Origin of the sequence: Siminovitchia thermophila, assembly GCF_016909185.1 — a bacterium.
GTDB lineage: Bacteria > Bacillota > Bacilli > Bacillales > Bacillaceae_C > Siminovitchia > Siminovitchia thermophila.
In genome coordinates this window covers 109,167-121,656 of the sequence record NZ_JAFBFH010000007.1, presented here as the reverse complement: position 1 = coordinate 121,656, position 12,490 = coordinate 109,167, and the positions used below count along the sequence as shown (strand labels likewise).

At 44.7% G+C, this 12,490-nt stretch carries 13 protein-coding genes; all 13 read right to left on the bottom strand.

Annotation, left to right across the window (positions count from 1 at the left end; genetic code table 11):
- Positions 1-3 precede the first annotated feature (3 nt).
- The 13 genes from JOC94_RS06935 to JOC94_RS06875 all read right to left on the bottom strand — a co-directional run bounded on the left by JOC94_RS06935 (position 4) and on the right by JOC94_RS06875 (position 12,395).
- Positions 4-549: a manganese efflux pump MntP gene (locus JOC94_RS06935; RefSeq protein WP_205178946.1), complete on the bottom strand. Its 546-nt coding sequence runs from the start codon at positions 547-549 to the stop codon at positions 4-6.
- Between the two features lie 71 nt (positions 550-620).
- Positions 621-1,682, bottom strand: a complete 1,062-nt coding sequence (locus JOC94_RS06930; RefSeq protein ID WP_205178944.1) for an L-threonylcarbamoyladenylate synthase — start codon at positions 1,680-1,682, stop codon at positions 621-623.
- 506 nt (positions 1,683-2,188) lie between these two features.
- Positions 2,189-3,118: a stage II sporulation protein R gene (gene spoIIR / locus JOC94_RS06925; protein ID WP_205178934.1), complete on the bottom strand. Its 930-nt coding sequence runs from the start codon at positions 3,116-3,118 to the stop codon at positions 2,189-2,191.
- A gap of 70 nt (positions 3,119-3,188) precedes the next feature.
- Positions 3,189-4,055 (bottom strand): peptide chain release factor N(5)-glutamine methyltransferase, encoded by an 867-nt coding sequence (gene prmC, locus JOC94_RS06920; RefSeq protein ID WP_205178931.1) that lies wholly within the window; start codon positions 4,053-4,055, stop codon positions 3,189-3,191.
- 3 nt (positions 4,056-4,058) lie between these two features.
- Positions 4,059-5,126: a peptide chain release factor 1 gene (gene prfA, locus JOC94_RS06915; RefSeq protein WP_205178929.1), complete on the bottom strand. Its 1,068-nt coding sequence runs from the start codon at positions 5,124-5,126 to the stop codon at positions 4,059-4,061.
- A 126-nt stretch (positions 5,127-5,252) separates the two neighbouring features.
- Positions 5,253-5,852 (bottom strand): thymidine kinase, encoded by a 600-nt coding sequence (locus JOC94_RS06910; protein ID WP_205178927.1) that lies wholly within the window; start codon positions 5,850-5,852, stop codon positions 5,253-5,255.
- A gap of 74 nt (positions 5,853-5,926) precedes the next feature.
- Positions 5,927-6,127 (bottom strand): 50S ribosomal protein L31, encoded by a 201-nt coding sequence (gene rpmE / locus JOC94_RS06905; RefSeq protein ID WP_205178925.1) that lies wholly within the window; start codon positions 6,125-6,127, stop codon positions 5,927-5,929.
- Positions 6,128-6,266: 139 nt separating this feature from the next.
- Positions 6,267-7,517 (bottom strand): transcription termination factor Rho, encoded by a 1,251-nt coding sequence (gene rho, locus JOC94_RS06900; RefSeq protein WP_077109728.1) that lies wholly within the window; start codon positions 7,515-7,517, stop codon positions 6,267-6,269.
- Positions 7,518-7,762: 245 nt separating this feature from the next.
- The gene (glpX, locus tag JOC94_RS06895; protein ID WP_205178914.1) at positions 7,763-8,728 is read right to left on the bottom strand and encodes a class II fructose-bisphosphatase; all 966 of its coding nucleotides are present in this window, start codon (positions 8,726-8,728) and stop codon (positions 7,763-7,765) included.
- Positions 8,729-8,850: 122 nt separating this feature from the next.
- The gene (locus tag JOC94_RS06890) at positions 8,851-10,137 is read right to left on the bottom strand and encodes a UDP-N-acetylglucosamine 1-carboxyvinyltransferase (RefSeq protein ID WP_205178912.1); all 1,287 of its coding nucleotides are present in this window, start codon (positions 10,135-10,137) and stop codon (positions 8,851-8,853) included.
- Between the two features lie 113 nt (positions 10,138-10,250).
- Complete coding sequence (fsa, locus tag JOC94_RS06885) at positions 10,251-10,904, bottom strand: fructose-6-phosphate aldolase (RefSeq protein ID WP_205178904.1); 654 nt, start codon at positions 10,902-10,904, stop codon at positions 10,251-10,253.
- A 117-nt stretch (positions 10,905-11,021) separates the two neighbouring features.
- Entirely contained in the window at positions 11,022-11,885 is an 864-nt protein-coding gene (gene fba / locus JOC94_RS06880) for a class II fructose-1,6-bisphosphate aldolase (RefSeq protein ID WP_077109639.1), read from the bottom strand.
- Positions 11,886-12,035: 150 nt separating this feature from the next.
- A complete protein-coding gene (locus tag JOC94_RS06875) occupies positions 12,036-12,395 on the bottom strand; it encodes a response regulator (RefSeq protein ID WP_077109640.1) in 360 nt (119 codons plus the stop codon).
- Positions 12,396-12,490 lie beyond the last annotated feature (95 nt).

Genomic DNA, 12,490 nt, shown 5'->3' with positions numbered 1-12,490 from the left:
ATCTCATGAAAAAATCAACTTTATCCCAAACAAAATTAAAGTGAATCCGCCAAACATCTCTCCATACACCCCGAGCAAACTTTGCACTTTCCGCCCCATAATCAGTCCACTCCATGTCAAACATGCCGCCACGATACCGAAACAGATCATGGCAGCCATTGCCCGGGCACCGAACATCCCGAGACTGAGACCGGCGGAAAAGCTGTCCAGACTGACGAGGAAACTGAAAATGAATAGTCCCCAACCTTGAGGGACGATCGCCATTTGTTCCTCGCTTTTAAAACTGGATAGTATCATTTGTACTCCCAAAACCATTAACAAGCCCCCTCCAACGTAACCGGTAATTTTGCCAAATGTTTCTGAAAGTAAATGCCCGGTTAATATGCCAAACAATGGCATAAACATGTGGAAAAGACCCGTTGTCATTCCAATATAAAAAACTTGGCGAAATCTCAGTTTGAAAATTCCCATGCCGAGTGAAACGGAAAATGCGTCCATTCCTACCGCAAAAGCCATGATGACTAAAGTAATGATTTCTGGAAGTATCATCAAAATACCCCTTTCGCTTCGGACGTGCCTATAAGAGCTTATGCACGGAAACGAAAGAGTAGAATTGTCTTTCAGTCCTGATCTTTCATATGCTGTTTCATCCACCGATGGGAGGCCGCTTTTTCCAGACGGTTCATAATAGCTGCCCCCACGCCTGTACGGGGAAAGACTTCCGAAAATATGATATCCACTCCTGAATTCTCAAAGAACCTTAAAGCTTGATAAAGCGTCTGGGCTGAACTTTTTGGATCGGCTTTACTGCCACAGGGTACCACAACATCAGCCTTATAAAACGAAGCGGTTTCCTGCGGAGCCAGTATACCCACCTTCAACCCTGCGGCCATTTTTTCATCAATTAACTGTTGAATCCACTGCTGTTCACCGTCGGCAAGATAGAGCGGTGCATCCGGAGCATAATGCCGGTACTTCATTCCTGGAGACTTCGGTTTGGACACTGAGCTGGCGATCGAAGGATCTTCTTCCACTGGCCCAATAACTGCTTCGATATCTTCTTTTGAAATACCGCCTGGACGTAGAATCACCGGGGGACTTACAGTGCAGTCAACGACTGTTGATTCAACTCCAACCCCTGCGGGTCCGCCATCGACAATTCCGGCTACAATACCATCTAAGTCATCTTGCACGTGTTTAGCTGTCGTTGGACTTGGCTTACCGGATTTATTGGCACTTGGCGCGGCAATTGGATGCCCTGATTCGCGAATAAGGGCCATTGCAAGTGGATGGTCCGGCATCCGAACCGCGACAGTATTCAGCCCGGCGGTCACTAAGCGGGACACGGCTCCAGGCTTTTTGTTGAATATGAGTGTGAGCGGACCGGGCCAAAATGTACGCATAAGCTTCATGGCTGTATCGGAAATATCCACAGCAATTTGCTTCAATTGTTGAAAAGTTGCAATATGAACGATAAGCGGGTTATCTGCCGGTCTTCCTTTTGCCGCAAAAATTTTTGCCACTGCCTCATCAGATGTAGCATTGGCGCCCAGTCCGTATACTGTTTCCGTTGGAAAGGCCACAACTTCATTCTTTTTGATGAGCTCTGCTGCTTTTACTATTTGTGGATAGTTTTTTTTACTGTTCACATCATTATCCACAGACCAATAGGTTGTTTTCAATGAGGCCACCTCAATTTATAACGTTTGATTAATGCCTTACCGTTTATTATTGCTAGTTTAAGAATCATTTATGAATATAAAACTAGCATAACAAGTGATTGAAAAGTAAGTTATTCACAAATTGTGGATAGTTAATCCTTTTTTGTGGATAAAGGCTGTGCATAACCGGGCAAACGATACACAACAAACATAAACAAAGCCCGTTTAGCATCAACAAGTAAACTGGAGAGCTTCTGACGAATTCAAGAACACACCGTCATGCAAGGAACAAAGCACATGCTTCAAAGCTTTGCACATTCGCTTCATTAGAATAGCTTCGCGCGACTTTAAGACGAGCTGAACAAAACTTCCCGAATAAGCGATGATCTCAGGAAAAGCTCGATGTTTGCTAATCGCTAAGCACCGAAGCTGGACAACGCCAGTTTACTTCATATGAATCATACATGCAAAAATATATTTCTAATTTGTAAAAAAAAAATCTCTCAAGCGACTCGAGAGATTCAGATTCAAAAGCGATCGAACAATTCTTTCAGGAAAAACTTTACCTCTGTTTCTTCCTCTTGTTCAGCGATATAAGCGGCACTTTCTTTTTTCCCTGCTTTCTCCTGTTCAGCGAAAGTGCCACTTTCTTTTTTCCCCGCTTCCCCTTCTTCAACGAAAGCAGAACTTTCTTTTTTTCCTGTTTCCTCTTGTTCGGCGAAGTCGGCACTTTCTGCATTTCCTGCTTCCTCTTGTTCAGCGAAAGCGCCACTTTCTTTTTTTCCCACTTTCTCTTGTTCGGCGAAGTCGGCACTTTCTGCATTTTCCGCTTTCTCTTGTTCAGCGATCAAAGCATTGTTTTGCCCGTTTTCAACATCTTGGACTGATTTATCCGCAGATTCATCCGTGTTGGTATTAACAGCCGCTCCTGTGGAAAAGTCCAGAAAACAAAGCGGCGGAAATAGAACACACCACCAGTTTGCTCCTTTTCCTTCTCCCAATGTAATTAAAATCGCCTCATAATTTCCGGCGGGATAAAGATAGTTTCCATATAGCTTAGTTGGAAATTGAATGTTGCCAAATTCTACTTCGGCACCATAATCAATGGAGCTTTTTTCAAGCTCACGATTTGCAATTTGTTCGATCTCCGGCAAGCGGGATTGGATTAATCTGCGCGCCTCTTCAATCGATGTCAAATGCTCCACCCACGTCGTAATTTCTTGATTAACAGCATCTCTGATGGAGCGTTTCACCTCTTGATCTTGGTGGCCGTCGCTGTTTGCCAATATTCTCAGCCGGATCGCTTCTTGCGGAATGACTTGTATTTCTTCGGCCTCTGCCCTTTCTTCTGGCGGAATTGGTATTGCAAGATTGGCAACCGTTGCCAAAGATAAGACCACCATATAGAGCCATGCCATATTTTTTTGATAGAATTTTTGATTCATATACTTTCTCATCTATTCCACCCCATCCCTTCACGAGACAGTATGGACAAATTTTGGAGGCTATAAACATCATGCGGAAATATTATAAAGAGGTTAAAACAATCCGGTCCTTACCGTTTATATCATAAAGCACTTCTGTTACCCCTTCAGAAAATTGTTCTCTCATCATTTGGCTGACTGCGTCTCCTTGCCCTGCACCAACTTCAAAAGCTACGATCGCCCGATCTTCAAGTACATGTGGAAGCTGTTCGGTGAATCGCCGGTACACATCAAGACCGTCTTCCCCGCCAAATAAGGCGCATGCCGGTTCATAATCCTTAACAACATCGGGCAAACACTCTTTTTCGCCCTGTGGAATATATGGTGGATTGGAGACGATCACATGGAATTTATGCCCGATCTCCATCAAGGGCTGAAGCAAGTCCCCTTGCGCAAACCGTACGGCCGCTCCAAGCCGGTCGGCATTTTTTTTCGCTATGTCAATCGCACTCGCGGAAATATCAGTTCCGTATACTGCGAGGCCGGGCCGCTCCAGTTTTAATGTTACAGCAATTGCCCCGCTCCCCGTTCCAACATCTGCTACCCGCAATCCCTGTTTAGAAGCACCAAAAAGCCTGTCCATTTTTTTCAAAACCGCGATAACCAATTCCTCTGTTTCTGGACGCGGGATCAGAACATGGGGATTTACGACAAACTCCCTGCCTAAAAACACTTCATGGCCCATGATATACTGCACAGGTCTGCCAGCAGCATGCTCCTTTACGTTCCGACTGAATTGTTCCCAATCCTTCTCGGAAAGTTCCTTCCGAAACTCGGCAAGCAGCCGGGAACGAGTATATTTCAATTGGTTCATAAGCAATATTTCTCCCGCATTTTGGTCACGGCCATGCTCCCTTAAAAAAGAAGAAGCCCATTGAAGGGCTTTGAAAATCGTTTGTTTATCAGACATTCGCTATTCCACGCTCTCTAATTTCTTGGATTGGTCTTCCACTATGAGGGCATCTATGATTTCATCCAGTTTGCCCTCCAAAATTTGGTCGAGCTTTTGAATCGTTAGTCCGATCCGGTGGTCCGTTACCCTGTTTTGCGGAAAATTATATGTGCGAATTCGTTCCGACCGATCACCCGTTCCAACTGCTGATTTTCGATTCGCATCGTATTCTTCCTGAGCTTCTTGCTGGAATTTATCGTAAATGCGGGCGCGTAAAACTTTCATCGCTTTTTCTTTATTCTTGATTTGGGACTTTTCATCCTGACAAGAGACCACAATGCCCGTGGGGATATGAGTAAGCCTAACGGCAGACATTGTCGTGTTAACACTCTGTCCTCCAGGCCCGCTTGATGCAAACGTATCCACACGGATATCTTTCTCATGGATATCGACTTCCACTTCCTCGGCTTCCGGCAAGACGGCTACTGTAGCGGTCGACGTATGAATCCGCCCGCCTGACTCCGTTTCCGGAACGCGCTGGACACGGTGCGCTCCATTTTCATATTTTAACCTGGAAAAGGCTCCGGTTCCGTTGATCATAAAAATAATTTCCTTAAATCCGCCCAATCCAGTAGAGTGTTCTTCAATAACTTCGGTTTTCCAGCCTTTTGTTTCGGCATAGCGGCTGTACATACGGTACAGATCACCGGCAAACAATGCTGCTTCGTCTCCACCCGCGGCTCCGCGGATTTCCATAATAACGTTTTTCTCATCATTTGGGTCTTTAGGGATAAGCAATATCTTTAGGCGCTCTTCCAGCACCCCGATCCGTTCTGCCAGTTCATCGATCTCTTCCTTGACCATTTCCCGCATTTCCGGATCCAATTTATCATCAAGCATTTCCTTGGCATCATCATATTCTTTTTTCGCTTCCTTATATTCCCGGTACGTTTCCACCGTTTCAGCAATCGCCGATTGTTCCTTCGAGTATTCTTTCAGCTTTTCGGGATCACTGACAATATCTGGATCGCTCAACAGCTCATTCAGCTTTTCGTAGCGGTCTTCCACGGATTGGAGTCTATCAAACACAAGCCTTCACCTCAACGTTTTTGCATATCTTTTTTTATAGTACACCGCCCACTTTATGCAAGCAAACATTTTAAAGAAAAAGAATCCGCTTCTGATCATTAATATATGTAAAAGCAGTGTTTGTGATCAGCTCAAATGCTCTTTCATCGATCTTACAGGAACTTCATGATGATTCCGGCACCTTGCTTCGTAAGAATCCGCTGCCCCCACCAGGATGACTGGATCATCATAAAAAGCGGCTTCTCCATCAATCAGGCGCTGCGTTCTAGTGGCAGGCTCCCCGCAAACTGTACATATGGCATGCAGTTTGGTCACATGCTCTGCGAGCGCCAGCAGTTTTGGCATCGGGCCAAATGGCTCGCCCCGAAAGTCTTGATCCAATCCGGCAACCACTATCCTATGCCCCGCATCTGCAAGGCGGCTAACTGCCAGTATGACGTCATCATCAAAAAATTGCACTTCGTCAATCCCTATCACATCTACTTCGGCAGGAACATTTTTTAATAGTTCATCCGCAGATTTTATCACATGCGCTTTAATGGAAAGACCATTATGTGAAACGATTTCATGTTTGCTATAACGGTTATCCAACAGAGGTTTAAATAACAAGACCTTTTTTTGGGCGTAATGGGCCTCTTTAGCCCGGCGGATCAATTCTTCCGTTTTACCGGAGAACATGCAGCCGCATATAACTTCGACAACACCTTGCATTCCCGGATTCATCATACTCGCTCCTTCCTGCTGTAATGCCTTTATCCCAATAAAAAAACAGGCAAGCCTTCTTGCCCGTTTTCACTAGCTTATTTGAGTCCGTATTTCTTGTTAAAGCGGTCAACGCGTCCTGCAGCGGAAGCAAATTTTTGACGGCCAGTGTAAAATGGATGACATTCGGAGCAAATTTCAACTCGAATACTTTCTTTTACAGACCCGCTTTCAAATTCATTGCCGCAAGCGCATTTTACAATTGCTTTTTTGTATTCAGGATGGATTCCTGCTTTCATTTTCCTTCATCTCCTTACGCCCTGAATCATTTGCTGAAACAGAGTTCTATATTCCAACCGAAGCTTGGCTTCGCAGATGTTTGAAAAAAACACATTTTTTATTATAACAGGGACAGACAAAAATTGCAATTGCACTATTTTATTTTGTTGTTAATAATTCAAAGAATTCTTCATTGGTTTCGGTTTGCTTCAGCTTGCGCAAAAACTTTTCCGCAAAATCGGGCATATCCGACATCGCTTTACGCAATTTCCAGATTTTTTCAAGCTGGTCTTTTGGTAACAACAGCTCTTCCTTCCTCGTACCTGAGCGCCGGATATCGATGGCAGGAAAAATTCTTCTTTCCGCAAGAGACCGGTCCAAATGAAGCTCCAAATTTCCCGTTCCCTTAAATTCCTCGTATATCACATCATCCATGCGTGAACCTGTATCGACAAGAGCAGTGGCCAATATAGTCAAGCTGCCGCCTTCCTCAATGTTTCTGGCTGCCCCGAAAAATCTCTTCGGACGGTGAAATGCCGCCGGGTCAATTCCTCCGGACAAGGTTCTCCCGCTTGGTGGAATAACAAGGTTATATGCTCTGGCAAGCCGCGTAATGCTATCCATTAAAATGATAACATCCCGCTTATGCTCAACAAGGCGCATCGCCCTTTCAAGAACAAGCTCAGCCACTTTGATGTGATTTTCCGGCACTTCGTCAAACGTCGAGCTGACAACTTCTCCAGCTACCGAACGCTCGATGTCCGTCACCTCTTCAGGTCGCTCATCTATGAGCAACACGATCAATTCCGCTTCAGGATGGTTCGTTGTAATAGAATTGGCGATGGATTTTAAAAGCATTGTTTTACCGGCTTTTGGAGGTGCAACGATCAAGCCGCGCTGGCCAAACCCAACCGGGGATATCAAATCCATAATCCTTGTAGATAAGTTGGAAGGAGTGGTTTCCAGCTTCATTTGTCTATCTGGGTAAAGAGGTGTCAATGCCGGGAAGTGAACACGTTCCTTGGCGCTTTCCGGATCATCTCCGTTCACCGCTTCAACATGGAGCAGCCCGTAATAGCGTTCATTTTCCTTCGGTGGGCGCACTTTACCTGACACTTTATCGCCATTGCGCAAATCAAAACGGCGAATTTGCGATGCTGAAATATAAATGTCTTCAGAACTTGCCGTATAGTTGATCGGTCTTAAAAATCCAAAGCCTTCGGATTGGATAATTTCCAAAACGCCTTCCATAAAAAAGAAACCTTCTTGTTCAGCCCGTGCTTTTAATATTGCAAAAATTAATTCTTTCTTCGTCAGTTTGCTGTAATATGAAACTTTATATTCACGTGCCAACTCATAAAGTTCTTTCAGTTTCATATCTTCCAGCAGAGAGATGGTTAATTCGGCCATTTCTACACCACGCTTTTTCAATTTTTTCATTTTCTGCTTCCATCATAATCTGCTACATTTTCCGCGTCCTCAAGTCAAGATACATACGACATTACATGAAATCTAAGGTGCAAGTGATGTTACAAGAGAATAAATGGAAGGAATGACTTTGGTAATTACAGAGGGTAAGAAGAATAAGATATAAGGCTATGAGATTTATAAAAACATGAAAAAATCAGGAAGGAGGGAAAAAACCCTCCATTATATTAACTTCCCATGACCATATTTGGTTTTTTACGGAGGCTGTGGCGGCCTTCTACAAAGCGCACGGTTCCCGATTTTGCCCTCATAACGACAGAATGGGTGGAGCCGTAGGCTCCTTTAAATTGGACGCCTTTCAAAAGTTCCCCATCAGTGACTCCGGTAGCGGCAAATATTGCATCGTCACCACGGACCAAGTCTTCCATTGTTAGAACTTGATTTACATCGATACCCATTTTTTTACAACGTGCTAATTCCGCATCATTTTGAGGCATGAGTTTGCCTTGTAATTCGCCGCCAAGACATTTCAATGCGACTGCGGCAATAACGCCCTCGGGGGCACCGCCCATTCCAAATAAAATGTCGACCCCAGTTGTGTCAAAGGCCGTGTTAATGGCTCCAGCAACGTCACCGTCGCCAATTAGCTTGATTCTAGCTCCGGCTTCCCGCAACTCTGTGATAATAGCTTCATGTCGGGGGCGGTCAAGCACAATCGCCACCATATCTTCGATATCTTTATTTTTAGCTTTTGCTACAGCTTTTAAGTTATCCAGAATAGGGGCATTTATATCAATTTGTCCAACTGCTTCAGGTCCGACGGCAATTTTTTGCATATACATGTCAGGCGCGTGCAGCAAGTTTCCTCCATCGGCAATGGCAATGACAGATAAAGCATTCCATCCCCCGGAAGCTACAATATCCGTTCCTTCCAGCGGGTCAACCGCGACATCGACTAGCGGCCCCTCGCCCGTACCAAGTTTTTCGCCAATATAAAGCATGGGAGCCTCGTCCATTTCGCCTTCTCCAATGACAACAGTACCTCTCATTGGGATCGTATCGAAAACAGCACGCATCGCCGTTGTTGCTGCATCGTCTGCTTCATTCTTTTTTCCGCGCCCCATCCATCTAGCCGATTTAAGCGCAGCGGCCTCAGTCACTCGTACAAGTTCCATAGATAAACTTCTTTCCATCGACTTTCCTCCCGTCGTTTTGGCAATTAAACATCATAACCGTTTAATAGTATAACACATTATGCTAAATGTGATAGCCCCTATGAAAAAATTAACAGGATCATCGATTGCTGGAAAAAAATTCAAGAACTTTTCAATTGTTCAATTTCCTGCTCCGTCATTCTTTCACGCCAAATGGTCGCTCCCAGACCATTTAACTTGTCAACAAGCCCGCTATATCCCCTGTCAATATGCTCAAGACCCGTTAATTCAGTAATTCCTTCAGCAATTAATCCGGCGATGACAAGCGCGGCACCTGCCCGAAGGTCGGAAGCTTTTACTTTTGCCCCCTGCAAGGTTGTAGCACCGTTGATGATCGCGGAACCGCCCTCCACTTTAATGTCCGCATTCATTCTTCGCAGTTCATCGATATGTTTGAACCTTGCGGAATAGATCGTGTCGGTAACGATTGACGATCCTTCTGCTTTCGTTAACAGGACCGTGATCGGTTGCTGTAAATCAGTTGGAAATCCGGGATAGACAAGCGTTTTTACATCTACAGGCGTTAGCCGTTCATACTGGCCGATGAAAACTTGCTCGTCCCCTGTCTCAACCGGCACGCCCATTTCACGAAGCTTAGCGATCAATGATTCCAAATGATGCGGTATCACATTATCAATGAGAACTCCCTCGCCGATAGCCGCACCTAAGATCATATAAGTGCCTGCTTCAATGCGGTCAGGGATAATAGTATGTTGGCAGCCATCCAGCCTATCCACACCTTCAATCCGGATAACGTCTGTTCCCGCTCCTTTGATCTTGGCACCCATATTTGTCAAAAGTGTTGCCACATCAATAATTTCCGGTTCCTTTGCCGCGTTTTCGATAATTGTCTGACCCTTGGCTTTTACAGCCGCCAACATGATGTTGATTGTGGCGCCCACACTGACAACGTCCAAATAGATCCTGGCTCCGGTCAATTCATCGGCACGAAGATACAACGCCCCTTGCTCATTTGTCACTTTTGCCCCCAGCGCTTCAAAGCCCTTGATATGCTGGTCAATTGGACGCGGTCCAAGGTGGCAACCGCCTGGAAGTCCAACGACTGCCTTTTTAAACCTGCCGAGCATAGCACCCATTAAATAATACGATGCACGCAGCTTTTTCACTTTCCCGTTCGGAAGCGGCATAGATAACATATTGCGTGGATCGACATGCATCACATCATCCCGCAAAGAGACAACCCCGCCTATTTCTTCTAATAAAATTCTCAATGTATCGACATCTGATATGTTGGGTAGGCCTTCAATTTTTACCGGTGATTCAGCAAGGATTGTGGCCGGTATGAGGGCGACTGCGCTGTTTTTTGCCCCACTCACTTTAATTGTTCCTTTTAAAGGGTACCCGCCGGCAATCTTAAGCTTTTCCATTTTAGTCTTCCTTTCGCTCCTGGTTGGCCAACTTTTTTTGAAAAAAAAGGCATCATACCCATTATTATAAACAATTTACGGAGAAACATGTAGCGCACGTGTAAAAAAAGTAATTATGAATCACCTTTTTCTCTAGCTTCCCAATCCCGTAAAAAGGCTTCAATGCCCCAATCTGTTAACGGATGTTTAAAAAGCTGGACCAATACTTTATAGGGCAGTGTGGCGATGTGCGCTCCATTTAAAGCGGCTTCGGTAATATGTTGCGGATGGCGGATGGAAGCGGCGATGATTTTCGTATCGAGGCCATGAATGGAGAAGATGTCCGCAATTTCTCCGATTACACTCGCCCCGCTATGGCCGATATCATCCAAGCGCCCGATAAACGGAGAAACATAAGTCGCTCCTGCCCGTGCGGCAACGAGCGCCTGATTGGCGTTAAAAATTAAAGTGACGTTCGTTTTGATCTGTTCTTTAGATAGTATACTAACAGCCTTCATACCATCCGGCGTCATCGGTATTTTGACGGTAATATTGGGAGCGATTTTTGCCAGCTCCCGGCCTTCTTTTACCATACCTTCCGTATCAAGCGCGATTACTTCGGCACTGACAGACCCGGGAATGATAGATGTAATTTCTCTGAGCCTGTCGTGAAACGAAATATTCTCCTTGGCAACCAAGGAAGGGTTTGTTGTGACTCCATCTATGATGCCGAATTCATTGGCTTTTTTGATCTCGTCGATGTTGGCTGTGTCGAGAAAAAACTTCAAGCTACACAACTCCTTCACATTTATAATAGAATAAAGGGAAACCGCCATACTCTCACTGGCGGTTTCGGTCTTACCGAATGGCTGACGACAGCAACCATTATGTTGCCGCAGAATCCATTACGCTTTACCGGCTGAGCCAAAGTCACGCATTTTGCCCTTTACGGTATCTTTGATCGCTTCTCTGGCAGGGCCGAGATATTTTCTCGGATCGTACATTTCCGGATTGTCGCGCAATACTTCCCGTACGCGTTTCGCGGAAGACATTTGGTTTTCTGTATTTACGTTAATTTTTGCCGTTCCCAAGGAAATGGCTTTTTGAATATCCTTCAGCGGAATGCCTGTACCGCCATGAAGCACAAGTGGCACTCCCGTTAATTTCATCACTTCTTCCATACGGTCAAATCCGAGCTTAGGTTCTCCTTTATAAGGACCGTGTACCGATCCAAGAGCCGGCGCAAAACAATCTACTCCGGTTTCACGAACGAGTTGGTCACACTCGGCAGGAATGGCATACGAAGCTTCTGCATCATCGACAGATAGATCGTCTTCTTGTCCGCCGATCCGCCCCAATTCCGCTTCCACTGAAACGCCAAACAGATGGGCAAGTTCAACCACCTTTTTCGTCAATGCAATATTTTCGTCAAGCGGCAAGTGTGAGCCGTCGATCATGACAGATGTAAAACCGGCATGAATCGCCTTGGCGCATTTTTCAAAGCTGGAACCATGGTCAAGATGAATAGCAACAGGGACCGTAATTCCATATTCTTCCATAAGCGCTTTTACCATCTGTACGACCAATTTAAATCCACCCATATAACGAGCAGCTCCCTCGGATACTCCTAAAATAACGGGTGATTTTTCTTCTTGAGCAGCTTGAAGTATCGCTTGGGTAAACTCCAAATTATTCAGGTTAAATTGGCCGACTGCGTATTTTTCTTTATTTGCTCGCTTGAGCATTTCTGTCATCGATACTAATGGCACAACTTTTTCCTCCTTTTACATTGGGACTGCCTGCACAACCACATGAAACTGTACCCAATTTTCGCAGTTTCATCATAACAGATTATTTGGTTGAATACCAATGAAGAGCGGAGACCGAAAGGAGAAAAGATTTATGTGGTTTTTTATTTGTTAGGATACGTATTGTTTGACTGCAGTACGGATTTCTTCAATATCAAACGGCTTGGAAAAATGGGCAAGGGCTCCGAGCTTTTTTGTTTTTTCTATCATATCCAGTTCCCCGTACGCCGTCATGATGATGACGCGGATCTCGGGATTTATTTCCTTCATTTTTTTCAATATTTCAAGCCCGTCCATCCCAGGGATTTTGATATCAAGAAGAACAAGGTCGGGAGCATGTTGTTTCATAACATGCAATGCCTGAAGACCATTGGCAGCCTGATATATTTCATAACCTTCTTTTTGCAACACTTCATTCAGTAATGTTCTTATTCCGAATTGGTCATCGACTATTAACACTTTTTGTTTCAATATATTCATCCCCCTATTGTTTATATTCCTCAATAAACCCCTCCATTAAGTATAAAATACTAGCATTATATATTTATTTTTAATATTTTTTCTAT

Excerpts from the sequence above, each read along its gene's own strand:
- spoIIR (WP_205178934.1), bottom strand. The coding sequence starts at position 3,118 with ATGAGAAAGTATATGAATCAAAAATTCTATCAAAAAAATATGGCATGG.
- rpmE (WP_205178925.1), bottom strand. The coding sequence starts at position 6,127 with ATGAAAGCAGGAATCCATCCTGAATACAAAAAAGCAATTGTAAAATGC.
- JOC94_RS06890 (WP_205178912.1), bottom strand. The coding sequence starts at position 10,137 with ATGGAAAAGCTTAAGATTGCCGGCGGGTACCCTTTAAAAGGAACAATT.
- rho (WP_077109728.1), bottom strand. The coding sequence starts at position 7,517 with ATGGCCGAATTAACCATCTCTCTGCTGGAAGATATGAAACTGAAAGAA.
- JOC94_RS06910 (WP_205178927.1), bottom strand. The coding sequence starts at position 5,852 with ATGATGAATCCGGGAATGCAAGGTGTTGTCGAAGTTATATGCGGCTGC.
- prmC (WP_205178931.1), bottom strand. The coding sequence starts at position 4,055 with ATGTCTGATAAACAAACGATTTTCAAAGCCCTTCAATGGGCTTCTTCT.
- glpX (WP_205178914.1), bottom strand. The coding sequence starts at position 8,728 with ATGGAAAGAAGTTTATCTATGGAACTTGTACGAGTGACTGAGGCCGCT.
- JOC94_RS06935 (WP_205178946.1), bottom strand. The coding sequence starts at position 549 with ATGATACTTCCAGAAATCATTACTTTAGTCATCATGGCTTTTGCGGTA.